This is a genomic window from Patulibacter americanus DSM 16676, from assembly GCF_000420025.1.
Classification (GTDB): Bacteria; Actinomycetota; Thermoleophilia; order Solirubrobacterales; family Solirubrobacteraceae; genus Patulibacter; species Patulibacter americanus.
On the sequence record NZ_ATUD01000005.1, the window covers coordinates 206,807 to 229,873 of the forward strand.

19 protein-coding genes are annotated in these 23,067 nt (G+C 72.8%); 18 read left to right on the top strand and 1 reads right to left on the bottom strand.

The window, feature by feature from the left end:
* Position 1: 1 nt before the first annotated feature.
* Positions 2-694 (bottom strand): response regulator transcription factor, encoded by a 693-nt coding sequence (locus F593_RS0110720; RefSeq protein WP_022928751.1) that lies wholly within the window; start codon positions 692-694, stop codon positions 2-4.
* 243 nt (positions 695-937) lie between these two features.
* Between F593_RS0110720 and F593_RS0110725 the strand changes: the two genes are divergently transcribed.
* The 18 genes from F593_RS0110725 to F593_RS0110810 all read left to right on the top strand — a co-directional run bounded on the left by F593_RS0110725 (position 938) and on the right by F593_RS0110810 (position 23,056).
* A complete protein-coding gene (locus tag F593_RS0110725) occupies positions 938-1,678 on the top strand; it encodes a (Fe-S)-binding protein (protein WP_022928752.1) in 741 nt (246 codons plus the stop codon).
* On the top strand, positions 1,675-3,255 hold the full coding sequence (locus F593_RS24250; protein ID WP_022928753.1) for a lactate utilization protein B: 1,581 nt from the start codon (positions 1,675-1,677) through the stop codon (positions 3,253-3,255). The genes F593_RS0110725 and F593_RS24250 overlap by 4 nt, the downstream gene beginning before the upstream one ends.
* Positions 3,252-3,923, top strand: coding sequence for a LutC/YkgG family protein (locus F593_RS0110735; protein WP_022928754.1), 672 nt, complete (start codon positions 3,252-3,254; stop codon positions 3,921-3,923). Before F593_RS24250 ends, F593_RS0110735 begins: the two co-directional genes overlap by 4 nt.
* Positions 3,924-4,137: 214 nt before the next feature.
* Positions 4,138-4,989: a DeoR/GlpR family DNA-binding transcription regulator gene (locus tag F593_RS24255; protein WP_022928755.1), complete on the top strand. Its 852-nt coding sequence runs from the start codon at positions 4,138-4,140 to the stop codon at positions 4,987-4,989.
* Complete coding sequence (locus F593_RS0110745; RefSeq protein WP_022928756.1) at positions 4,986-6,512, top strand: sugar ABC transporter ATP-binding protein; 1,527 nt, start codon at positions 4,986-4,988, stop codon at positions 6,510-6,512. Before F593_RS24255 ends, F593_RS0110745 begins: the two co-directional genes overlap by 4 nt.
* Positions 6,509-7,609: an ABC transporter permease gene (locus F593_RS0110750; RefSeq protein ID WP_022928757.1), complete on the top strand. Its 1,101-nt coding sequence runs from the start codon at positions 6,509-6,511 to the stop codon at positions 7,607-7,609. The genes F593_RS0110745 and F593_RS0110750 overlap by 4 nt, the downstream gene beginning before the upstream one ends.
* Entirely contained in the window at positions 7,606-8,730 is a 1,125-nt protein-coding gene (locus tag F593_RS24260; RefSeq protein ID WP_022928758.1) for an ABC transporter permease, read from the top strand. Before F593_RS0110750 ends, F593_RS24260 begins: the two co-directional genes overlap by 4 nt.
* A complete protein-coding gene (rhaS, locus tag F593_RS0110760; protein WP_028721603.1) occupies positions 8,723-9,811 on the top strand; it encodes a rhamnose ABC transporter substrate-binding protein in 1,089 nt (362 codons plus the stop codon). The genes F593_RS24260 and rhaS overlap by 8 nt, the downstream gene beginning before the upstream one ends.
* 208 nt (positions 9,812-10,019) lie before the next feature.
* A complete protein-coding gene (locus F593_RS0110770) occupies positions 10,020-10,340 on the top strand; it encodes an L-rhamnose mutarotase (RefSeq protein ID WP_022928761.1) in 321 nt (106 codons plus the stop codon).
* Entirely contained in the window at positions 10,333-11,802 is a 1,470-nt protein-coding gene (locus F593_RS24265) for a rhamnulokinase (RefSeq protein ID WP_022928762.1), read from the top strand. The genes F593_RS0110770 and F593_RS24265 overlap by 8 nt, the downstream gene beginning before the upstream one ends.
* A 23-nt stretch (positions 11,803-11,825) precedes the next feature.
* Positions 11,826-13,028: a sugar isomerase gene (locus tag F593_RS0110780; protein WP_022928763.1), complete on the top strand. Its 1,203-nt coding sequence runs from the start codon at positions 11,826-11,828 to the stop codon at positions 13,026-13,028.
* Positions 13,025-13,153, top strand: a complete 129-nt coding sequence (locus F593_RS31075) for a hypothetical protein (RefSeq protein WP_281166655.1) — start codon at positions 13,025-13,027, stop codon at positions 13,151-13,153. Before F593_RS0110780 ends, F593_RS31075 begins: the two co-directional genes overlap by 4 nt.
* A complete protein-coding gene (rhaD, locus tag F593_RS0110785) occupies positions 13,150-15,258 on the top strand; it encodes a bifunctional rhamnulose-1-phosphate aldolase/short-chain dehydrogenase (RefSeq protein ID WP_022928764.1) in 2,109 nt (702 codons plus the stop codon). The genes F593_RS31075 and rhaD overlap by 4 nt, the downstream gene beginning before the upstream one ends.
* A gap of 131 nt (positions 15,259-15,389) precedes the next feature.
* Positions 15,390-18,398: a DNA translocase FtsK gene (locus F593_RS0110790; RefSeq protein ID WP_022928765.1), complete on the top strand. Its 3,009-nt coding sequence runs from the start codon at positions 15,390-15,392 to the stop codon at positions 18,396-18,398.
* Positions 18,399-18,431: 33 nt separating this feature from the next.
* Positions 18,432-19,220 (top strand): helix-turn-helix domain-containing protein, encoded by a 789-nt coding sequence (locus F593_RS28175; protein ID WP_022928766.1) that lies wholly within the window; start codon positions 18,432-18,434, stop codon positions 19,218-19,220.
* The gene (locus F593_RS0110800) at positions 19,217-20,515 is read left to right on the top strand and encodes a competence/damage-inducible protein A (RefSeq protein ID WP_022928767.1); all 1,299 of its coding nucleotides are present in this window, start codon (positions 19,217-19,219) and stop codon (positions 20,513-20,515) included. Before F593_RS28175 ends, F593_RS0110800 begins: the two co-directional genes overlap by 4 nt.
* Before the next feature lie 151 nt (positions 20,516-20,666).
* Entirely contained in the window at positions 20,667-21,770 is a 1,104-nt protein-coding gene (recA, locus tag F593_RS24275) for a recombinase RecA (protein WP_022928768.1), read from the top strand.
* Complete coding sequence (locus F593_RS0110810; protein WP_022928769.1) at positions 21,767-23,056, top strand: regulatory protein RecX; 1,290 nt, start codon at positions 21,767-21,769, stop codon at positions 23,054-23,056. Before recA ends, F593_RS0110810 begins: the two co-directional genes overlap by 4 nt.
* Positions 23,057-23,067: the final 11 nt, after the last annotated feature.

Consider the following 23,067-nt stretch of genomic DNA (forward strand, 5'->3'; position numbering starts at 1 on the left):
GTCAGCGCCCTTCGCGCAGCACGTAGCCCGCACCGCGGATGGTGTGGACGAGGCGCGGCTCGCCGCCCTCCTCGAGCTTGCGGCGCACGTTCGAGATGAAGACCTCGATCGTGTTGGTCGACGCGAGCGGGTCGTAGCCCCAGACCTCTTCCAGCAGGCGCTGGCGCGGCACCACGAGCTTCTCGTTGCGCATGAGGTACTCCAGCAGCTCGAACTCGCGCTGGGTCAGCTCGATGTGGCGCTCGCCGCGGAAGACCTCGTGGGTGGCCGGGTTCAGCGTGAGGTCGGCGCAGACCAGGGCGGCCTCGCCGCGCGGGGGCCGGCGCCGGAGCAGCGCGCGGATGCGGGCGAGGAGCTCGTCGCGCTCGAACGGCTTGACGAGGTAGTCGTCCGCACCGGAGTCCAGGCCCTCCACGCGGTGCTCGACCGCGTCGCGCGCCGTGAGGATGAGGATCGGCACGTCGTCGGACTCGCGCAGGTGGCCGGCGACGGAGATGCCGTCCATGTCCGGCAGCCCCAGGTCGAGGATGACGAGGTCCGGCATGTACGTCCGGGCCTCGGAGAGGGCGCTCTGCCCGTCGCGCGCGATGCGGGTCTCGTAGTCCTCGAGCCGCAGGGTGCGGCCGAGGACGCCGGCGATCTCCTCGTCGTCCTCCACGATCAGCACGCGGGCGGTCCGCCCCGATGAATCCATGGGCCGATCCTAGCCGGGGAGGCTTCACGGCTCCTCAACGCGAGCGTCGCGCCGGGGTTGACGCGGGGGCCCGCAGCGGCGACGATCGGGCGCACCCCGCCCACCCCACCGCCGGGGCGGCGCGCGAACGCTCGTCGGAGAACTCCCAGGGTCGAACGCTCAGGTGCGCGGTTTCACGGGCGTTCCGAACGCAATCGCACACAAAAACCCGCGATCGATCGCGGCGGAGTATGTTGCTCTCCGATGGGGACGAGGGCATCGCTGCTGATCACCTGCCTGGTGGACACGCTCTTCCCGGACGTCGGCCGCGCATCGGTGACGATCCTGGAGCGCGTCGGCGTCGCCGTCGACGTCCCGCTCGAGCAGACCTGCTGCGGTCAGATGCACCAGAACGCCGGGCACCCGAAGGACGCCACGCGGCTCATGCGCCGCACGATCGAGGCGTTCAAGGACGCCGACGTCGTCGTCTCGCCGTCTCCCTCCTGCGCCGCGCAGGTCGTCGAGCACTACCCGCACCTGGCCGACCGCACGGGCGACCCGGGTCTGATCCGCGAGGCGCGCGACCTCGCCGCCCGCACGCGCGACCTCTCGACGTACCTCGTCGAGGACCTCGGGCTCGAGGACGTCGACGCCCCGGCGTTCCCGCACTCCGTCACGTACCACCCGACGTGCCACGGCCTGCGCCTGCTGGGGATCGGCGACCGCCCGCAACGCCTGCTGCGCAACGTGCCCGGCATCGAGCTGCGCGACCTGCCCCAGGCGACGAGCTGCTGCGGCTTCGGCGGCACCTTCGCCGTCACGAACGCCGACGTCTCGACCGCGATGATGAGCGACAAGCTGCGCGCGGTGCAGGACACGGGCGCCGAGATCCTCACCGCCGCCGACTCGTCCTGCCTCATGCACATGGGCGGCGGGCTCTCGCGCCAGCGCGCGGGCGTGCGACCGCTGCACTACGCCGAGATCCTCGCGGGGGTCGCGCGATGAGCGCCCGCTGGCCCGAGACGCCCGTCGACTTCCCGAAGGCGGCCCACGAGACGCTGAAGGACAGCCAGCTGCGGTCGAACCTCGGGCACGCCACCACGGCGATCCGCGCCAAGCGCGAGGACGTGGTCTCCGAGGTCGACGACTGGGAGTCCCTGCGCGACGAGGGCGCCGCCGCCCGCGACCGGTCCCTGCGCCGGCTGGACGAGATGCTCGTCCGCCTGGAGGAGTCCGTCACCGCTGCGGGCGGGCACGTCCACTGGGCCGCCGACAAGGAGAGCGCCCAGCGCCTCGTGGTCGACCTCGTCAAGGCCACCGGCTCGGACGAGGTCATCAAGGTCAAGTCGCTGCTGACGGACGAGCTCGAGCTCAACCCGGCGCTGCAGGACGCGGGCATCCACGCTCAGGAGACCGACCTCGCCGAGCTCATCGTGCAGCTCGGAGGCGACCGCCAGAGCCACATCCTCGTCCCGGCGATCCACCGCAACCGCCGCGAGATCCGGGACATCTTCCGCAGGGAGCTGCCCGGGGCCGAGGACGTCTCGGACGACCCTGCAGCGCTGGCCGAAGCCGCGCGACGTCACCTGCGCGAGCAGTTCCTGCGCGTGCCCGTGGCGATCTCGGGCGCGAACGCCGCGGTCGCGGAGACCGGCACGGTCGCCGTCGTCGAGTCCGAGGGCAACGGGCGCATGTGCCTGACGATGCCGAAGACCCTGATCACGGTCATGGGCATCGAGAAGGTGCTGGAGCGGTGGGAGGACCTCGGCACGATCATGCGCCTGCTGCCGCGCTCTTCCACCGGCGAGCGCATGAACCCCTACACGTCGCTGTGGACCGGCGTGACGCCCGACGACGGCCCGGAGGAGTTCCACCTCGTCCTCGTCGACGCGGGGCGCACGAACGCGCTGGCCGATCCCGTCGGCCGCGACACGCTGCGCTGCATCCGCTGCTCCGCCTGCCTCAACGTGTGCCCGGTCTACGAGCGCACGGGCGGCCAGGCGTACGAGTCGATCTACCCCGGCCCGATCGGCGCGATCCTCACGCCGCAGCTGCAGGGCCTCGACACGGCCCCGACGCTTCCGTGGGCCTCGAGCCTCTGCGGCGCGTGCTACGAGGTCTGCCCGGTCAAGATCGACATCCCGAAGATCCTCGTGCACCTGCGCGGGCGCGTGACCGCCGAGACGAACGCGTCGGGCAAGGGGCACCACGCCGGCGCCGAGCGCCTGGCCATGCGCAGCGTCGCGCGCGTCATGGACAGCCGCCGCGCCTACGAGGCGGCCCAGAAGGCCGGCCGGCTCGGGCTCTCCCTGATGAACAACGGCCGCGGCGCCCGCGGTGCGCTGCCGGGACTCTCGGGCTGGACCGGGTCCCGCGACCTTCCCGATCCCGAGCGCTCCTTCCGCGACTGGTGGCGCGAGCGCGAGGCCGGCGAGCTCGAGCAGGGCCCGGACGCGCCCGCGCTCCCGCAGGCCGCGCAGGACCCGGCTGCCCGCAGCGGCGCCGCCATGCCCGGCACCCCCGGCCCCGAAGACGCCCTGCCCACGGACGTCCCGCGCCTGCACGGCGAGGATCGGGCATGAGCGGCCGCGACGAGGTCCTCGCGCGCGTGCGCGCGGCTCTGCGGACCGCCGAGCGCTCCGCCTCGGAGCACGAGCTCGAGCCCCCGCCGGCGTACGCCCCGCGCGTGCGGCCCGCGACCGACCCGCACGAGCTCGCCGACCGCTTCGCCGAGCGCGTTGCGGACTACCGGGCCACGGTCGTGCGGACGGACGAGGCCGGGGTGGCCGAGGCCGTCAGCGCCGCGCTGGCGGACCTGGAGCCCGCCACCGTCGCCGCGCCGGCGGGCCTGCCGGACGCCTGGCGTCCCGCAGGGGCCCGCGACGGCGGTGCCCTGGACCACGCGGAGCTCCAGACGATCGGGGCGATCGTGACGGCCTGCCGGACCGGGATCGCCGAGACCGGCACGATCGTGCTCGACCACGGACCCGATCAGGGACCCCGGCGGCTCACGCTCGTGCCCGACCGGCACGTCTGCGTCGTGCGCGCGGAGCAGATCGTCGACGACGTCGACGACGGTTTCGTGGCGTTGCGACCGGAGACGGGGGAGGGCGCGGCCCACGCGCCGCCCCTCACGTTCGTCTCCGGCCCGTCCGCGACGAGCGACATCGAACTGCAGCGCGTCGAGGGCGTGCACGGCCCGCGGACGCTCGTGGTGGTCCTGGTGCAGCCGGGAGCACCGCCGGGCTGAGCCCCGTGGTCGATCGACCGCAGCCGCGGTCGGTCGGAATGGACGCTCGTCGGTGCCCCACGGGGTGCCTCCGAGCATGCGTAACCCCTGTTCTCAACGGGGTTTGCACCAGGACGCACGAACTCTTCGTATGTGCGTCTTGACACAGACAACTTGATCTGGTCTGATCGTTTTTGCGCGAACCCGCGCATTTGGAGGGGAAGGGACCGTCGTCATGGCAAGAACCAACCGCAAAGCACCGGACGATCGCCTGAGGCTGGCCGAGGGCCGTCGCGAGGCGATCCTCGAACTCCTCCAGGCGCAACGGGCCGTGACCGTCGGCGAGATCGAGGAGCGCTTCGGCATCTCCCCGATGACCGCGCGCCGCGACCTCGCCGAGCTCGAGCGTCAAGGCCAGGCCCGCCGCACGCACGGCGGCGCCGTCCTGCCGTCGACGAGCAGCCACGAGGACTCCTTCTCCGCCCGCATGGCGACGGCCACCGCCGCCAAGCGGATCCTCGCCCAGGCCGCGGCCGCGACGGTGGAGGACGGCGAGGCGCTGTTCCTCGACTCGTCCACGACCGCGTACCACCTGGCCGAGGTCCTGATCCGCGAGGACCGGCCCGTCACCGTGGTGACGAACTCGCTGCCGATCGTCGACCTCATCGCGAGCAACGCCCGCGAGACGATCGAGCTGATCGTCGCCGGCGGCCAGCTGCGCCGCATCTCCCGTTCCTTCGTCGGCCCGGTCGCCGTCGAGTCGCTCAAGCGGCACTGGACCGACCGCGCCTTCCTCTCCGTCAAGGGCATCGCGCCCGACGGCACGCTGACCGACGCCGACCCGCTCGAGGCGGAGGTCAAGCGCACCATGATCGGCCAGGCCGGCACGGCGACCCTGCTCGTCGACGGCGGCAAGCTCGACCGCCGCGGCCTGTCCGTCATCGGCCCGGTCACCGACTGCGAGGACGTGCTCGTCGCCGGTCTGGGCCAGAACTCCGAGCTGCTCGCCGCCATCGACGTCCCGGGCGTGACCGTCCGGCGTCTGGATCGCGGCGACGACCCGTCGGCCGAGGAGGCCACTGCATGAGCACCCCGTCCACCACGACGCCGATCGTCGCCCTCGACGGGGCGAGCCGCTCCTTCGGCGCGGTGCACGCCCTGAAGAACGCCTCGCTGCCGCTGCGCGGCGGCGAGGTCCGCGCCCTCATGGGCGAGAACGGCGCCGGCAAGTCGACGCTGGTCAAGATCCTGACCGGCGTCGACCGCCCGAACTCCGGCCAGGTCCTGGTCGACGGCGAGCCCGTCGTCTTCCACTCCACCGCCGACAGCCGCGACGCCGGCGTCGCGGTGATCCTGCAGGAGCCGACGCTCTTCCCCGACCTCTCCGTCGCGGAGAACGTCGTCATGGGCCGGCACCCCAAGCGCTCCTTCGGCCGCATCGACCGTCCGGGCATGAAGAAGATGGTCCAGGAGATCCTGGACCGGCTCGGCGTCGACCTCGATCCGGACCGCCCCGTCCAGGGCCTCTCGATCGCCGACCAGCAGATCGTCGAGATCGCGAAGGCGATGAGCTTCGACGCGCGCGTCCTGATCATGGACGAGCCGACCGCCGCCCTCTCGGGCCGCGAGGTCGAGCGCCTCTTCGGCGTCGTGCGCGCCCTCCAGGAGCGCGGTGCCGCGGTGCTGTTCATCTCCCACCGCCTCGAGGAGGTCTACGACATCGCCACGGTCGTGACCGTCATGCGCGACGGCGAGGTCGTCCACGACGGCCCGCTCTCCGAGCTCCCCGAGGACGAGCTCGTCCGCCGCATGGTCGGCCGCGACGTCAACCAGCTCTTCCCGAAGACCGAGGCCAAGGTCGGCGAGCTCCTGCTCGACGTCCAGGGGCTGTCCCGCGAGGGCGTCTTCTACGACGTGGACCTGCAGGTCAAGGCGGGCGAGATCGTCGCCCTCGCCGGCCTCGTCGGCGCCGGCCGCTCCGAGGTCGCCCAGGCGATCTTCGGCGTGGACCACGCCACCGAGGGCCGCGTCTCCATGAACGGCCAGGAGCTCCCGCTCGGCAAGCCGACGGCGTCCGTCGCGGCCGGCATGGCGCTCGTCCCCGAGGACCGCCGCCAGCAGGGCCTGGTGATGGAGATGTCCATCGGCCACAACTCCACGCTCGCCCGCCTGGGGGAGATGCGCAAGAACGGCCTGCTCTCCCCGAAGAAGGAGCGCGACGAGGCCACGCAGTGGGCCAAGCGCCTGCAGCTGAAGTACGGCCGCCTGACCGACCCGGTCGGCACGCTCTCGGGCGGCAACCAGCAGAAGGTCGTGCTCGCCAAGTGGCTGAGCACGAAGCCGCGGCTCCTCATCATCGACGAGCCCACCCGCGGCATCGACGTCGGCACGAAGGCCGAGGTCCACCGCATCATCAACGACCTGGCGAGCGAGGGGCTCGGCGTCCTGATGGTCTCGAGCGAGCTTCCCGAGGTCCTCGGGATGGCCGACCGCGTCCTCGTCATGCACGAGGGCCGGATCACCGCCGAGCTGTCCCGCGCCGAGGCCAACGAGGAGCGCGTCGTCCGCGCCGCCACCGGCCGCGCGGCGGTCGCCGAGGAGATCGCATGAGCACCCCTGTCAGCACGCCGGCGCCCGCGGGCTCCGGCGCCTCCCCGTCCGGCGCGCCCGTCGACGAGCCCCGCCGCTCCGGCGGCCGGCGCGTCGTCGACAAGCTGATCCGCGCCCGCGAGCTGGGCCTGATCGTCGTCCTGGCGGCGATCGTCCTGATCACCGGGATCCTCGAGCCGGCGTTCTGGAACGCCGACAGCCTGTCGGACACCGTCCTGAACGTGGCGATCATCGCCGTGATGACGGCGGGGATGACGCTCGTCATCGTCACCCGCAACATCGACCTCTCCGTCGGCTCGATCCTCGCGCTGTCCGCGTTCCTTTGCGGTGACCTGCTCGCGAAGAACCCCGACATGCCGTGGATCGTCGGCGTGCTGCTGGCCGTCGTCATCGGCGCGGCCTGCGGCCTGCTCAACGGCGTGCTCGTCACCTGGGGGCGCGTACCCGCCCTCGTGGTGACCCTCGGCACCATGTACGCCCTGCGCGGCGTCGCCTTCCTCGTGACGGGCGGCCGGCAGATCAACGCCCAGGACCTGCCGGACTCGTTCCTCAAGCTCGGCTCGGGCTCCGTGCTCGGCGTCCCGACGCTGATCCTCGTCGCGCTCGTCGTGATCATCATCTTCTGGTTCGTCACGCGCGACTTCGCGTGGGGCCGTCAGCTCTACGCGATCGGCTCCAGCGGCCGCTCCGGCGGCCACGCCGCGAAGCTCGCCGGCCTCAAGTCCGACCGCCGCGTCACGCAGGCGTTCGTCATCTCCGGCGCGCTGGCCGGCCTGGGCGGCGCGATGTTCGCGGCCCGCTACGGCACGGTCGACGCGACCGCCGGCCAGGGCTACGAGCTGCGTGTCATCGGCGCGGCCGTCGTCGGCGGCGTCGCCATCGCCGGCGGCTCGGGCTCCGTGCTCGGCGCCGCCATCGGGGCGGTCGTGCTCGGCACGATCCAGACCGCCCTCATCGTCCTGAAGATCGACGACTTCTGGCAGCAGGCCGCCGTGGGTGCCCTGATCCTCGTCGCGATCGCCCTGGACCGCCTGATCGCCAACCAGAGCGAGGCGCTGCTCCGTCAGCGCTCCGCCCGCCGGAGGACCGCAGCATGAGCACGATGACCTCTACGCCGTCCGGGACGGCCCCTGACCGGACGCCCGACGCGCCCAAGACCACGGCCGGCGAGTCGCCCGTGAAGGCGTTCCTCGGCCGCTGGGAGACGCTGATCCTGGCGCTCATCGTCGTCGTCTTCCTCGTCGGCCAGGCCATCTCGACGGAGTTCCTGACCGGGGACTCCCTGACCTCCGGCACCGCCGACTTCGCGGAGTACGCGCTGCTCGCGCTGCCCTTGACGCTGATCATCGCCACGGGCGAGATCGACCTGTCCGTCGCGTCGATCCTCGCGCTCTCGAGCGCCGTCATGGGATCGCTGTGGAACGCGGGGCTCCCGATGGAGGCGATCATCCCGATCTGCTTCGTCGTCGGCGCGGTCTGCGGGGCGTTCAACGGGTGGCTCGTGACCGGGCTGGGGCTGCCGAGCCTCGCGGTCACGATCGGCACGCTCGCGCTCTTCCGTGGCCTGGCGTTCGTCGTCCTCGGCGACGAGTCGGTCACCTCCTTCCCGGCGGCGTACACGGACTGGGGCTTCGGCAACTTCGCCGGCACGCCCGTCCCGAACCCGATCGTGCTGTTCCTCGTCCTCGCGGTGCTCTTCGCCCTCGTGCTGCACCGCACCCCGCTCGGCCGCTCGATCTTCGCGATCGGCGCCAACAAGGAAGCCGCGCGGTTCAGCGGCCTGCGGGTGGACCGGATCCAGTTCCGTCTCTTCGTCCTCAGCGGCGTCATCGCCGCACTGGCGGGGATCATCCTGACGCTCCGCAACTCGACCGCCGCCGGCAACGTGGGCGAGGGCTTCGAGCTCACGGCCATCGCCGCGGTCGTCCTGGGCGGCGTCTCGATCTTCGGCGGCACCGGCACGATCGGCGGGGTCCTCCTCGCCCTGATCCTGCTCGCCGGGATCCAGAAGGCGCTGAACCTCGATCCGGACATCAGCACGTACTGGGTCCAGATCGTCACCGGAATCTTGCTCGTCGGCTCCGTCCTGGGGCCGAATATCGCTGCACGTGTCCGAGAGGCACGCCGCATCAACACCCGCGGAGCACGGCCCACTCGGCCCGGCCGTCCTGCGGAAGCTCAGACCGGGCCGGGAGGAGAGGGGAACACGAATGCGTGATTCACGCTGGGGAAGGTTCCTGGCCCTGCTGTTCGCAGTGGTGCTGGGTGCTGCCGTCATCACGGGCTGCGGCTCGACGAAGGACGACAGCAACGAGGGCAGCGGCGGGTCCGCGGCCTCGGGCGAGACCAAGGCTGACGCCGGTGCCGCCATCAAGAAGGGGCTCAACGTCGTCGTGATGCCCAAGCAGCTCGGCAACCCGTACGAGGAGCTCGAGAACAAGGGCACCGTCGCGGCCATCGAGGAGACGGGCGGCAGCGCCAAGATCCAGGGTCCGACCGACGCGTCCGCGTCGTCGCAGGTCTCGCTGCTGCGCTCCATTACGCAGCAGAAGCCCGACGCCATCGTGCTCGCGGCCAACGACCCGAACGCCATCGCTCCGGTCCTCAAGCAGGCCATGCAGCGCGGCGTCAAGGTCGTGACGCAGGACTCCGACGCCGCGAAGGACGCGCGTCAGATCTTCATCAACCAGGCGACGACGCAGTCCATCGGCGTCCAGCTGGCGAAGCAGGCCAAGGAGACCGCCGGTCCCGACGGCGGCGAGGTCGCGGTGCTGTCGGCCACGGCCAACGCGCCGAACCAGAACGCCTGGATCAAGATCATGCAGGACGAGCTCAAGAAGCCCGGCTACGAGAACATCAAGGTCGTCAAGGTCGCCTACGGCGACGACGACGACCAGAAGTCGTTCCAGCAGGCCCAGGGCCTCCTGCGCGCCTACCCGAAGCTGAAGTCCATCGTCTCCCCGACGACGGTCGGCATCGCGGCCGCCGCGCGCTACGTGTCGTCCAAGCCCGCCTACAAGGGCAAGGTCGCGGTCACGGGTCTCGGCACGCCGAACCAGATGTCGAAGTTCGTCAAGGACGGCACCGTGCAGCAGTTCGCCCTCTGGAACCCGGAGGACGTCGGCTACCTGGGTGGCTGGGCCGCCGCGGCGCTCGCCTCGGGCCAGATCACCGGCAAGGAAGGCGAGACCTTCAAGGCCGGCAAGCTCGGCGACAAGACGATCGGCGCCGACGGCGAGATCGTCCTCGGGCCGCCGACGACGTTCACCAAGGACAACATCGACGACTTCGACTTCTAGGCCGCAAGGCCACGCTCCCCGCGCCTGAGCGGGGAGCGCGAAGTCGCACCGTCGGACCGGGGGACGGGCGCACCAGCGCGCCCGTCCGCCGGACCCATCTTTTCCGGACACAGGACCTCATGAGCACGACCCCCCGCAACGCGAACACCGCAGTGAACGGCGCGCACCTCGCCGCCACCCCGACGGCCCCCGGCCGCATGGGCCTCTGATGGAACGCGTCTGCTTCCTGCTCCAGGTCAAGGCCGATCGCCTCGACGAGTACAAGGCGCGTCACGCCGACGTGTGGCCCGAGATGCTCGACGCCCTCGTCGCCTCCGGCTACCGCAACTACTCCATCTTCCTGCGCCCCGACGGGCTGCTCGTGGGCTACTTCGAGTGCGACGACTACGCCGCCGTCGACGCCGCGATGCAGTCGACCGAGGTCAACGCGCGCTGGCAGGCCGAGATGGCCGACTTCATGACCCTGCCCGAGGGCGCGCGCCCCGACACGGGCCTCCTGCGCCTCGAGGAGGTGTTCCACGTTGGCTAGCACCCCCGTCTACGCGGCGATCGACTTCGGCGCCTCCAGCGGCCGCGTCCTCGCCGGCCGCTACGACGGCGAGCGCGTGACGCTCACCGAGGCGGCGCGGTTCCCCAACCGCCCCGTCGACCTGCCCGACGGCCGCCACTGGGACCTGCTCGGCCTGTACGCGCAGGCGCTCGAGGGCCTGCACGCCGCCGATGGCGGAGGGCTGCACCAGCTCGCCGGCGTCGGCGTCGACACCTGGGCCGTCGACTACGGCCTGCTCGACCGCCAGGGCCGGCTGCTCGGCCTGCCGTACCACTACCGCGACGGCCGCACCGACGGCATGGTCGAGCGCAGCTTCGCCCGCGTCTCCCGCGAGGAGCAGTACGCGACGGCCGGCATCCAGACCATGCCGATCAACACGGTCTTCCAGCTCGAGGCCGAGCGCGGCTCCGCCGCCATGGAGGCCGCCGACCGGATCGCCCTGATCCCGGACCTGCTGGCCCACTGGCTCGGCGGCGAGCTCGTCAACGAGGCCACGAACGCCTCGTCGACCGGCCTGCTCGACGCCCGCACCGGCACGTGGGCGCACGAGCTCATCGGGCGCCTCGGCCTGCCCGGCGTGCTCTTCGGCCCCACGGTCGAGGCCGGCACGACGATCGGCCGCCTGCGCCCGGGCCTCGGGCTCGGGGACGCGGCCGTCCACGCCGTCGGCTCCCACGACACGGCGTCGGCCTTCGCCGCCGCGCCCGTCACGAGTCCGGACGCCGCGATCCTGTCCTCCGGCACGTGGTCGCTGCTGGGCCTCGAGCTCGACGCGCCCGTCCTGTCCGACGCCGCCCGCGAGGCGAACCTCACGAACGAGCGCGGCGTCGACGGCACGATCCGCCTGCTGAAGAACGTGATGGGGCTGTGGCTCGAGCAGGAGCTCTCGCGGACGTGGAACATCCACGCCGCCGAGCTGCAGCGCCTGGCCGGCGAGGCCGACCCCGACGTCCCGGTGCTCGACATCGACCACGCGGACTTCCTCGCCCCGACGGACCTGCCCGCGCTCATCGCCGAGCACTGCCGCCGGACGGACCAGACGCCGCCCGCCACGAAGGGCGAGACCGTCCGCACCATCTTCGTCTCCCTCGCCTGCCGGTACCGCTGGGTGCTCGAGCAGCTCGAGGCCGTCTCCGGGCGGACCATCCGGACCATCCACGTCGTCGGCGGCGGCGTGCGCAACGAGCTGCTCTGCCGGCTCACCGCCGACGTCACCGGCCGCACCGTCCTCGCCGGGCCCGTCGAGGGCACCGGCATGGGCAACGTGCTCGTGCAGCTGCGCGCCGCCGGCGAGCTGGGCTCCCTGCAGGAGCTGCGCCAGCTCGCCGCCGCCTCCGCGCGACCCCGGGCCTACGAGCCCGCCCCGGACCGCGCCGCGGCCGAGGACCTCTACCGCCGTTTCCTGACCGTGAGCGGCCTGACCGCCGCCGCGGCCGCCTGACCCCCGACCGAGGAACACCACCCATGACCGACTACGAGCACCTCGCCGGACGACTGCGCGACCAGGGGGTCGACGTCGACGCCGTCCAGCGCCGCCTCTCCGCGCTGCAGGTCGAGGTCCCGTCCTGGGGCTTCGGCGACGCCGGCACGCGCTTCGCCACCTTCCAGCAGCCCGGCCGCCCGCGCACCGTCTTCGAGCGCATCGACGACGCCGCCGAGGTCCACCGGCTCTCCGGCACCGCGAACTCCGTCGCGCTCCACATCCCGTGGGACGCCGTCGAGGACTACGCCGAGCTCGGCGCCTACATCAAGAGCAAGGGCCTGGGCACCGGCCCGATCAACCCGAACCTCTTCCAGGACCCGGACTACAAGCTCGGCTCCGTCACGAACCCGGACGAGAAGATCCGCGCGAAGGCGACGGCCCACCTCGTCGAGTGCGGCGAGATCGCCGTCGCGACCGGCTCTGGCGCGCTCTCCCTGTGGTTCGCCGACGGCACGAACTACGCCGGCCAGGACGACCTGCTCGAGCGGCGCCAGCGCATGCTCGCCAGCCTCCAGGAGCTCCACAAGTCCACCCAGGCCGGCGGCACGGAGCTGCTCGTGGAGTACAAGCTCTACGAGCCCGCGTTCTACGCCACGGACCTGGCCGACTGGGGCTCCGCTGCGCTCATGTGCCGCGAGATCGGCGAGCGCGCGAAGGTGCTCGTCGACCTGGGCCACCACGCCCAGGGCGTGAACATCGAGCAGATCGTCGCGATCCTCGCGTCCTACGGCCTGCTCGGCGGCTTCCACACGAACGACCGCCGCTACGGCGACGACGACCTGATCACGGGCTCCGTCAACCCGTTCGCGCTCTTCTGCATCTTCGTGGAGCTCGCGGCCCTGCCCGAGCTGCCGCGGATCACGCTCGACCAGTCGCACAACATCGAGTCGAAGGTCGAGGCCGTCCTGCGCTCGGTCGTCAACATCCAGGAGGCCTACGCCAAGGCCCTCCTGGTCGACCGCGTCAAGCTCCGCGAGCTGCAGCAGACGGGCGACGTCAACGGCGCCTACGGCCTGCTGGCCGACGCGTTCGCGCACGACGTCCGCCCGCTGACCGCCGCGGTCCGTGAGGGCCTGGGCGCGTCCGTCGACCCCGTCGGCGACCTGCGCTCCGGCGGCTACATGCAGAAGCTCTACGACGAGCGCGGCGCCGAGGCCGGCGTCGCCGGGGGCTGGGGCCGATGAGCGTCCCCGTCACCCGCCCGCAGCACCACGCCGGCGGCGTCCGCCGCCCGGCGGCCGACGCCGCCGCCCGCACCACCACTTCCGTCACCACGACCTGCCGCAGCCGGCAGGAGGCACAGCGATGAGCACCACCGTCCCCCTGGTCAACCTGGCCGACGACCTCTGGCCGTCGGAAGGCGTCCCGTCCGACCCGCTCGGGCAGGTCGTTCTTGCGTCGCACCTGCTCGGCGCCAACCGCGCCGTGGCCAACATCGGCGGCGGCAACACGTCCGCCAAGGGCACCACCACGGACCACACGGGCCGTGAGGTCCGTGCGATGTGGGTCAAGGGCTCCGGCTCCGACCTCGCGACGATGACCGAGAAGAACTTCACCGGCCTCAAGCTCGACGAGCTGCTGCCGCTGATGGATCGCCCGGACATGAGCGACGAGGAGATGGTGGCCTACGTCGGCCGCTCCATGCTCGACCCGACGATGCCGCGCGGCTCCATCGAGACGCTGCTGCACGCCTTCATCCCGGCGGACCACGTCCACCACACGCACCCCGACGGCATCAACGTCATCGCGGGCGCGAAGAACGGCGAGGCGCTCATCCAGGAGTGCTTCGGCGACCGCGCGCTGTGGATCCCCTACATCCGCCCGGGCTTCCTGCTCGCGAAGCAGATCGGTGAGGCCGTCCGCGACAACCCGCAGGCCGAGCTCGTCGTCCTGGCCAAGCACGGCCTGGTCGTCTGGGGCGACACAGCCGAGGACACCTACCGCCGCACGCTCTCGATCATCAACGAGGGCGCGCAGTTCATGAACGAGCGCGCCGGGGGTGAGCCGCGCTTCGGCGGCACCGCCGACGCCGCCTCGTCCATCACGGACGAGACGCGCACCGCGGTCCTCGACCAGATCCTCCCGACGCTCCGTGGCGCCGTGTCGAGCGAGCGCTCGAAGGTGCTGCTCGTCGACCAGTCCGCCCCGGCGATGGAGTTCGTCTCCAGCAACCGCATCGCGGACCTCGTCACGGTCGGCGCCGCGTGCCCGGACCACCTGGTCCACACGAAGATGCTGCCGATGTTCGTGCCGTTCGATCCGTCCTCCGAGGACGCGACGGTGCTCGTCGACCGCGTGAAGGAGCGGGCCGAGGGCTACCGCGAGCAGTACCGCGCGTACCACGCGGCCAACGCCGAGAACCCCGACGTCCGCATGCCGGGCCAGACGTCCGGCCCCGTGCCGATCGGTGACGTCGACCCGCGCGTCGTGCTGATCCAGCACGTCGGTCTCGTCGGCGTGGGCACCACGCCGAAGGCCGCGTCGATGTCCCGCGACCTGTACCACCGCGCCATCGAGGTCATGGCCGGCGCCGACGCCGTCGACGAGTTCGTCTCGCTCACGGCCGAGGAGTCCTTCGCCGTCGAGTACTGGCCGCTCGAGCTCTACAAGCTCTCCCTGGCGCCCAAGCCCGGCGAGCTGCAGGGCAAGGTCGCGTTCGTGACCGGCGCCGGCGGCGGCATCGGCCGCGCGATCTCGGCCCGTCTGAAGGCGGCCGGCGCGGTCATCGCCGGCTTCGACCTCGACGCCGACGGGGCCCAGGAGGCCTCGGGCACCGACGGCATCGGGATCGGCGGCGACGTCACGTCCGAGGAGTCCGTCCAGAACGCGTACCGCGAGGCCGTCCGGAAGTTCGGCGGCGTCGACATCCTCGTCTCCAACGCGGGCATCGCGTCGAGTTCGGCGATCGAGGACACGACGCTCGAGGAGTGGGAGCGCAACCACCGCATCCTCGGCACGGGCTACTTCCTCGTGTCGAAGGAGGCCTTCCGGATCATGCGCGAGCAGGACACGGGCGGCTCCGTGATCTTCATCTCGTCGAAGAACTCGCTCGTGGCCGGCAAGAACGCCTCGGCGTACTCCTCCGCGAAGGCCGCCGAGCTGCACCTGGCGCGCTGCCTGGCCGAGGAGGGCGGCGCCGACGGCATCCGCGTCAACACGGTCAACCCGGACGCCGTACTGCGCGGGTCGAAGATCTGGCAGGGCAACTGGCGCGAGGAGCGGGCCGCGAACTACGGCCTGAGCCCCGACGAGCTCGAGGAGCACTACCGCCAGCGCAACACGCTGAAGGTCCTGATCCTCCCGGAGGACATCGCCGAGTCGACCCTGCACTTCGCCTCCGAGGCGCGGTCGGGCAAGTCGACGGGCAACATCCTCAACGTCGACGGCGGCGTGCCCGGCGCCTACACGCGCTAGGACGTCCCGTCAGCGGCCGCCCCCGGGCGGCCGCGCGGCACCCGGGCCCGGGGAGCGCGAGTGCGTTCCCCGGGCCCGTCGTCGTCCGGGGGGAGGATCGGGACCGTCCGCGGCGAAGCGGCTGGGTGAGCATGAGCACCCGCCCTCGTACCCCTGCCCGCAACGCCGCCGCGGCGAAGAAGCCCTCCGGGTCGCGGAAGGCGGACCCCCGCGCGCCCAAGGCGCGAGCGGGGGCGCTCGACGCGCACGGCCCGGGCCTCGGCCTCACGCAGCGCCAGTTCGACCAGATCGGGCTGGGCCTGCTCGCCCTGGCGGTCTTCCTCTTCTTCCTGATGTACCTCGGCTCGTGGGGTGGGGCGGTCGGCGACGCCCTCGTCAACGGCCTGCGCAGCCTCCTCGGGCAGGTCGCGTATCTCACGCCGCCGCTCGTGGCGGCCACCGGCCTGCTGCTCGTCCTGCGCCCCCTGCTGCCGGCGCTCCGGCCCTTCCGCTTCGGCGGCGTCCTGCTCGTCCTCGCGATCGAGCTCATGCTCGCCACGGGCACGTTCGGGCTCGGCGGCGGCGGGGGTCGCGAGGCCCTGTGGTCCTCCGACGTCGTCCGCGACCGCGGTGGACTGCTCGGCGACGCGATGTACTGGGGCGTCTCCAGCCTGCTCGGCGCGATCGGCGCGCACGTCATCGGCGTGACCATGCTGGTCGCGGGCGTCCTGCTGCTGACGGGCGCGTCGATCGCGTCCATCGTCTCCCGCACGGGCGAGGGCCTGCGGCAGACCACGACGGCCTTCCGCCGCGTCCCGGACGAGACGCACCCGGGGGACCGGGACGACGACGTCCTCGAGATCCCCGTCCTGCCCCGCCGCCGCGCGAAGGCCGACGCCGAGCCGAAGGACGACGACCGGCCCCGGCCCACGCCGCCGGCCGGCCGCGGTGCCCGCAAGCCCGAGCCTGTCGCCCTGCCGGGCCAGCCCGAGGACGACGCCGACCACGCCGCCCCGGAGTTCCCCGCGCTGCCGCCCCGCCGGCGGTCCGCGCCGCCGGAGCCCACGGGGGAGGAGGAGATCGCCGCGTCGCGCGGCGAGGCCGTGCAGGCCTCCCGCGGCGAGGGCGTCTCCGCGTCCCGCGGCCCCGGCACGAAGCCCCGTCCGGAGCTCGACGGCGCGCTGCGCTACCCCGACCTCTTCGGCGCGGGCGGCGAGGCGCGGCTCGACCTCGGCGTGCCCACGCACGACCCCGCGCCCGACGAGGCCGCGGACGAGTCCGCCGTGCCCCTCCGCCCGGCCCCGTCCGCAGCCGGAGCGGCCGCCGCGCCGACGGCCGAGCACGACGCCGTCGAGCCCGACGCCGCGGGCGACGAGACGCTCGACCCGCCCACGGTCGTGACGCCCCCGCGCATCCTGCGCTCCGCCGCCGGCGGTACGCCCCGCTCCGAGGTCCGCGTCCCCGCGCCCCGGACGGAGGAGGCCGCCCCCGACGAGCTCGACGACGAGCCGACGACCGAGGACGCCCGCCCCTCGCTGGCCGAGCTGCGATCGCGTCAGCCGATGGCCGGGGACAACGAGGCCCCCGAGGACGGCTACGTCCTGCCCGACCCGGAGCTCCTGAAGGTCTCGAACGCCGAGCAGCTGCGCCCGGACACCGCCGGCCAGGCGGAGACGGCACACGCGCTGATCGAGGCGCTCGCGCACTTCAAGGTCGACGCGAAGGTCATCGGCACCATCGCCGGCCCGCACATCACCCGCTACGAGCTGCGCCTGGCGCCCGGCATCAAGATGTCGAAGGTCGCCCAGCTCAAGGACGACCTCGCCTACGCGCTGGCCGCCACGGACATCCGCATCCTCGCGCCCGTCCCCGGCAAGACCGCCGTCGGCGTCGAGGTGCCGAACAAGCGCCGCCGGATCGTGCACCTCGGCGACGTCTACGGCGACCCGCCGGAGGACGCGACGCCGCTGACGGTGTGGCTGGGCAAGGACGTCTCGGGCGCCCCGATCTACGCCGACCTGGCGAAGATGCCGCACCTGCTCGTCGCCGGCACCACCGGCGCCGGCAAGTCCGGGGCGGTCAACGCGATGCTCAGCTCGATCCTGCTGCACGCCACGCCGGACGACGTGCGCCTGGTGCTCGTCGACCCCAAGCAGGTCGAGCTCAACCACTACGAGGCGATCCCGCACCTGCTCACGCCGGTGATCACGAGCCCGAAGATGGCGGCCAATGCGCTGCAGAACCTCGTGCGCGAGATGGAGTGGCGCTACGGCGTCATGAGCGTGAAGAAGACGCGCTCGCTCATCGAGCTCAACAAGGTGCGCATCGCGGAGGGCGACGAGCCGCTGCCCTACATCCTCTGCGTGATCGACGAGCTCGCCGACCTGATGATGGTCGCTCCGGCCGACGTCGAGGACGCGATCATCCGCATCGCCCAGAAGGCGCGTGCCGTCGGCATCCACCTCGTGCTCGCCACGCAGTCCCCGCGCGTGGACGTCATCACGGGCATGATCAAGGCGAACGTCCCGTCCCGGATCGCGTTCTCCGTGTCGTCCCAGACGGACTCGCGCGTCATCCTCGACCAGAACGGCGCCGAGTCGCTGCTGGGTCGCGGCGACATGCTCTTCAACCCCGTCGGCTCCTCGCGGCTCACCCGCATCCAGGGCGCCTACATCGACGAGGAGGAGATCGCCGCCCTCACATCGCACTGGGCCAAGCAGGGCGAGCCCGAGTGGCGCGACGACCTGCTCGAGGCCGTCGACGACGACGCGCCGGAGGACCCGGAGGGCGACGACCCCAACGACGCCGACGAGGACCCGCTGCTCGCCGACGCGATCGAGATGGTCGTGGAGATGGGCGCGGCGTCGACCTCCGGGCTCCAGCGCCGCCTGCGGGTCGGCTACACCCGCGCCGGTCGCCTCGTGGACATGATGGAGCGCCGCGGCATCGTCTCGGGCTTCGAGGGCTCGAAGGCGCGCCAGGTGCTCGTCAATCCGATGGACCTGCCGCGGATCCTCGCCGCGCTGCGCGGCACGACCGCCACGGAGGGCGTCGAGGACCCGGACGCGGGCGAGCCCGACGGCCCGCACGCGCCCCCCACGGACGACGCTTCGGACGACCGGACGGGCGAGCACGTCGTGCTCGGTCCGGGCGGGGAATAGCGTCGAGGCCCCCGGCCGATAGCCTTCCGCTCAATGGCAGAGATCGGCGCCACCCTGCGCGAAGCCCGGATGCGCGCAGGCATCGACATCGCCGAGGTCGAGTCCCGCACGAAGATCCGGGCCAAGTACCTCCGCGCCCTCGAGAACGAGGAGTGGAGCCTGCTGCCCGGGACCACCTTCGTGAAGAGCTTCCTCCGCACCTACGCGGAGGCGCTCGGCCTCGACGCCAAGCTCCTGGTGGAGGAGTACAAGTTCCGCCACGAGCCGTACGAGAGCGGCGGCGGGGCGACGGCACGAGGCCGCAAGGGCGGCTCTCGCCGCGGCGGCGGCGGCGCGTTCGGGCCGCCCAAGCGCACGAACGTCCTGCCGATCCTGCTGCTGCTCGTGCTCGTCGCCGGCGCCATCTTCGCGGTCTACCGGCTCTCCCAGGGCGAGGACACCCCGGCGACGCCGACGGCCACGACGACCGAGGCCCCGCGCCAGGAGCGGGCGTCCGAGGCCGACGCGCGCCAGGAGCGCGCGGCCGCGGCCGTCATCACCCTGCGCGTCACCGCGGGCTCGGAGGAGGGCGCCACCGTCTGCGTGAACGACGCCCGCGGCCGGCGGGTCATCGACGGCCAGCAGCTCGAGCCGAAGCGCCGCACGAAGCCGGTCCGCTCGCGGAGCTTCAAGGTCGCGATCGACTCGGACCAGGCCCGCGTGACCGTCGGCGGCAAGCGCCAGCGGCTCAAGGCCGACAGCCGTGGGATCGTCGCCTACGAGATCACGAAGGGCAGCCGGAAGCGGCTCGCCCGCGCCGACCGACCCTCCTGCTCGCGATGAGCGCCCCGCGCGCCGTCGTCGTCATCACCGGCACCGAGGTACTCGGCGGCTGGGTGGCGGACAAGAACGGCCCCTGGCTGGCGCAGCGACTGGGCGAGCTGGGCGTCGTCCACGTCTCGACGGTCGTCGTCGGCGACCGCCCCGAGGACCTGGTGACGGCGCTCTCGAACGCGCGCGACCGCGGGGTCGAGCTCGTGATCACCTCGGGCGGCCTCGGCCCGACCGAGGACGACCTCACCACCCGCGTGGTCGCGGAGTTCACGCGCCGCACGCTCGCGCTCGACGAGGCGCTCGAGGGCCGCATCTGGTCCGTGCTCGAGCCGATGTCGAAGCGCTGGCCGGGCGTCGACCAGGCCGCGGTGCGCGAGGCGAACCGCAAGCAGGCGCTCGTGCCGGCCGGCGCCACGGTGCTCGAGCCGATCGGCACCGCGCCCGGCCTCATCGTCCCACCGCCCGAGGGCGAGGGCGGCCCGACGATCGTGGTGCTCCCCGGCCCGCCCAGCGAGCTGCAGGCCATGTGGCGCGCCACCGTCGACCTGCCCGAGCTGCACGCCGCGATCCCCGGCGCCGAGCGCCTGCAGGGGTCGGTGCTGCGGCTCTTCGGCATCCCGGAGTCCGACCTCGCCGGCACGATGCGCGCCGCCCGCGAGGAGGGCATCGCCATCGACGACCTCGAGATCACGACGTGCATGCGCCGCGGCGAGATCGAGATCGTCAACCGCTGGCCCGCCGAGGCCGACGCCACCGGTCGCGCGTTCGAGGCGTTCGTCGCCGACCGCCACGGCGACGCGCTGTTCTCCGCCGACGGCCGCACGATCGACCAGCTCGTCCTGGACGGACTGCGCGAGCGCTCGTGGACCGTGGGGACCGCCGAGTCCTGCACGGGCGGCCTGCTCGCCGGGCGCCTGACGGATCTGCCGGGATCGTCCGCCGTCGTAGCCGGGGGCATCGTCTCGTACGCCAACGCGGTGAAGGAGTCGGCGCTCGGCGTGCCTCGCGAGATGCTCGAGGCGCACGGCGCCGTCTCCGCCGAGGTCGCCCGGGCGATGGCGGAGGGTGCGCTCGAGGCCCTGGGCGTCGCCGTCGCGCTGTCGACGACCGGCGTGGCCGGCCCGGGCGGCGGCTCGGAGGAGAAGCCCGTCGGCACCGTCTTCGTCGCGGTGCTCGCGCGGGACGGCGGCCTCGTCCGCCGCCTGCGGATCCCGGGCGACCGCGCCGCCGTGCGCGACCGCACGACGACCGCCGCGCTGCACCTGCTGCGCCGCGTGCTCGCCGGCGAGCGCGACGCGGCCTGACGGCCGTCGGGGCGCGGGTTTTCGGCGCGTCGCCGTCGCCGTTTCGGCACGCCGACCCCCTCGGTCCGTGACACGAACATGCGTACGGTTCGGTTCCGTCCGCACCCCCGCGGACAATGGTTATCCGCTCCCGACGTAGAGGTAGAAGGACATGGCTCCCAAGGAGACCGAGGCGACGGCGAAGGCCCGCGACGCCGCCCTGCAGGGCGCCCTGCAGCAGATCGAACGGCAGTACGGCAAGGGCACCGTGATGCGCATGGGTGAGGAAGGCGCGCACTCGCGCGTCGACGTCATCCCGACGGGCGCGCTGTCGCTCGACCTGGCGCTCGGCGTCGGTGGCGTCCCGCGTGGCCGCGTGATCGAGATCTTCGGCCCGGAGTCCTCCGGTAAGACGACGCTCGTCTACCACATCCTCGCCGAGGCCCAGAAGAAGGGCGGCGTCTGCGCGTTCATCGACGTGGAGCACGCCATGGACCCGATCTACGCCCAGAAGATCGGCCTGGACATCGACGAGCTGCTCGTCTCCCAGCCCGACTACGGCGAGCAGGCGCTCGAGATCGCGGACATGCTCGTCCGCTCCGGCGCCGTCGACGTCGTGGCCCTCGACTCCGTGGCGGCACTGACGCCGCGGGCCGAGCTCGAGGGTCAGATGGGCGACCAGACCGTCGGTCTGCAGGCGCGGATGATGAGCCAGGCGATGCGCAAGCTCACCGGCAACCTGAACCGCACGAACACGCTCTGCATCTTCACGAACCAGATCCGCGAGAAGGTCGGCGTGATGTTCGGCTCGCCGGAGACGCAGCCGGGTGGTCGCGCGCTGAAGTTCTACAGCTCGCAGCGCCTCGACATCCGCCGCATCGAGACCATCAAGGACGGCACGGACGCGGTCGCCAACCGCGTGCGCGTCAAGGTCGTGAAGAACAAGGTCGCCCCGCCCTTCAAGCAGGCGGAGTTCGACATCGAGTTCGGCAAGGGCATCTCCACGTCGGGCTGCCTGATCGACCTCGGCATCGAGCACGGCGTCGTTCAGAAGTCCGGCTCGTTCTTCTCCTTCAACGGGGAGCGGCTCGCGCAGGGCCGCACGAACGCGAAGGCGCACCTGGACGAGAACCAGGACATCGCGGACGAGATCGAGCGCCAGATCTACGAGAAGCTCGACATGGCGCCGCCCGGCGGCGAGGCGCCCTCTGCGGCCGGCATCAAGGCCGCTGCGGCGGCCAAGGCCGCCGAGGAGCCCGCGACCGCCATCGCGTGAGCGGGGACGGGGAGGAGCGCGCCGCCCGCCGACCGGTGGGCGATGCCCCGCACGCGTCCGGCACGCCGGACGACGAGCCCCCGCTCGCGGACCTGACCGCGGGCGGACCCTCCCCGCTGGAGGACCTCGGCGCCCCTTGGGAGGGGCCGGCGCCGGGGTCCCCACTGGCGGACCTCACCGGCGACGCCCGCAGTGGCGCCACCGACGAGCACGCGGCACCGGCCGTCGGCGACGACTGGTCGCCGGCGGCTCCGTTGCCCGCCGATGACGCGTCGGCGGCCGACGGAGCCGCGACGCCCGACGAGACCGGCGCCGACTGGGCGCCGCTGCCCGATCTCGGGCGGCGCCCGCGGTCCGGTCGGTCGCGGCGCCGCAGTCGCTCCGGGGACGCGGCGTCCCCGCGCGGCCAGCGGCGCGTGCGCGACGCGGAGCTCTCGGCCGCGCAGGCTCCGGGCGACGACGCGCACGACGACACCACCACGGGCGCACCCGGTGCGGGCGACGTGACTCGTCCGGCGGCGCCCGGGGCATCCGTGTCGGACGGGCACGACGCTGCGCCCGACGACGCTGCACCGGTCCGGGGCGACGGGCTGCCGCCCGGGGCGTTGGGTGCGGGGGCGGCGGGAACCGGGCTCGGCCTGTTCGGTGGCGGCGAGGCGGGGGACATCATCCCGTCGCCGCCCGCCGATGTCCGACCCGGCCGGCGCAAGGGCCGCCGGCGCGGCAAGCGCGGGGGCGGGGACCCGGACGCCGACGGCGCGGCGGAAGGGGCGGAGGAGGCGCCCGAGCGTCCGCTGACCGCCGAGGAGCGGCTGCAGCACGCCCTGACGCTCGCCTACCGGCACCTGAGCAAGCGCGACCGCACGGTGTCCGAGGTGCGCGCGCACCTGGAGAAGCGCGAGATCGACGAGACCTCGATCGTCGGGGCGCTGAAGGAGCTCACCGACTTCGGCTACGTCGACGACGAGCGCTACGCCACGCGGTTCGTCGAGGACAAGCGCCGCCTGGAGGGTTGGGGGCACCTGCGGATCGAGCAGGGGCTCCGCAAGACCGGGATCCCGCGGGAGGTCGCGGACCGCGCCCTCGCCGAGGACCCGCTGCGGAACGACGAGGACGAGCTCGCCGTCGAGGCGCTCGAACAGCGCCTGGCGGGACGGCCGCTCGAGGACGACCGTGCCCGGCAGAAGGCCCTGCGGCTGCTCGCCACGAAGGGCTACGCGCTCGAGACCGCCTACGCCGCGGTGCGGACCTACGAGCGCCGCTGCGTCGAGCGCGCCGACGACTGACTCCGCGTCGA

Coding starts and splice junctions, on each gene's coding strand:
- F593_RS0110720 (WP_022928751.1), bottom strand. CDS start 694: ATGGATTCATCGGGGCGGACCGCCCGCGTGCTGATCGTGGAGGACGAC.
- F593_RS0110725 (WP_022928752.1), top strand. CDS start 938: ATGGGGACGAGGGCATCGCTGCTGATCACCTGCCTGGTGGACACGCTC.
- F593_RS24250 (WP_022928753.1), top strand. CDS start 1,675: ATGAGCGCCCGCTGGCCCGAGACGCCCGTCGACTTCCCGAAGGCGGCC.
- F593_RS0110735 (WP_022928754.1), top strand. CDS start 3,252: ATGAGCGGCCGCGACGAGGTCCTCGCGCGCGTGCGCGCGGCTCTGCGG.
- F593_RS24255 (WP_022928755.1), top strand. CDS start 4,138: ATGGCAAGAACCAACCGCAAAGCACCGGACGATCGCCTGAGGCTGGCC.
- F593_RS0110745 (WP_022928756.1), top strand. CDS start 4,986: ATGAGCACCCCGTCCACCACGACGCCGATCGTCGCCCTCGACGGGGCG.
- F593_RS0110750 (WP_022928757.1), top strand. CDS start 6,509: ATGAGCACCCCTGTCAGCACGCCGGCGCCCGCGGGCTCCGGCGCCTCC.
- F593_RS24260 (WP_022928758.1), top strand. CDS start 7,606: ATGAGCACGATGACCTCTACGCCGTCCGGGACGGCCCCTGACCGGACG.
- rhaS (WP_028721603.1), top strand. CDS start 8,723: ATGCGTGATTCACGCTGGGGAAGGTTCCTGGCCCTGCTGTTCGCAGTG.
- F593_RS0110770 (WP_022928761.1), top strand. CDS start 10,020: ATGGAACGCGTCTGCTTCCTGCTCCAGGTCAAGGCCGATCGCCTCGAC.
- F593_RS0110780 (WP_022928763.1), top strand. CDS start 11,826: ATGACCGACTACGAGCACCTCGCCGGACGACTGCGCGACCAGGGGGTC.
- F593_RS31075 (WP_281166655.1), top strand. CDS start 13,025: ATGAGCGTCCCCGTCACCCGCCCGCAGCACCACGCCGGCGGCGTCCGC.
- rhaD (WP_022928764.1), top strand. CDS start 13,150: ATGAGCACCACCGTCCCCCTGGTCAACCTGGCCGACGACCTCTGGCCG.
- F593_RS0110790 (WP_022928765.1), top strand. CDS start 15,390: ATGAGCACCCGCCCTCGTACCCCTGCCCGCAACGCCGCCGCGGCGAAG.
- F593_RS28175 (WP_022928766.1), top strand. CDS start 18,432: ATGGCAGAGATCGGCGCCACCCTGCGCGAAGCCCGGATGCGCGCAGGC.
- F593_RS0110800 (WP_022928767.1), top strand. CDS start 19,217: ATGAGCGCCCCGCGCGCCGTCGTCGTCATCACCGGCACCGAGGTACTC.
- recA (WP_022928768.1), top strand. CDS start 20,667: ATGGCTCCCAAGGAGACCGAGGCGACGGCGAAGGCCCGCGACGCCGCC.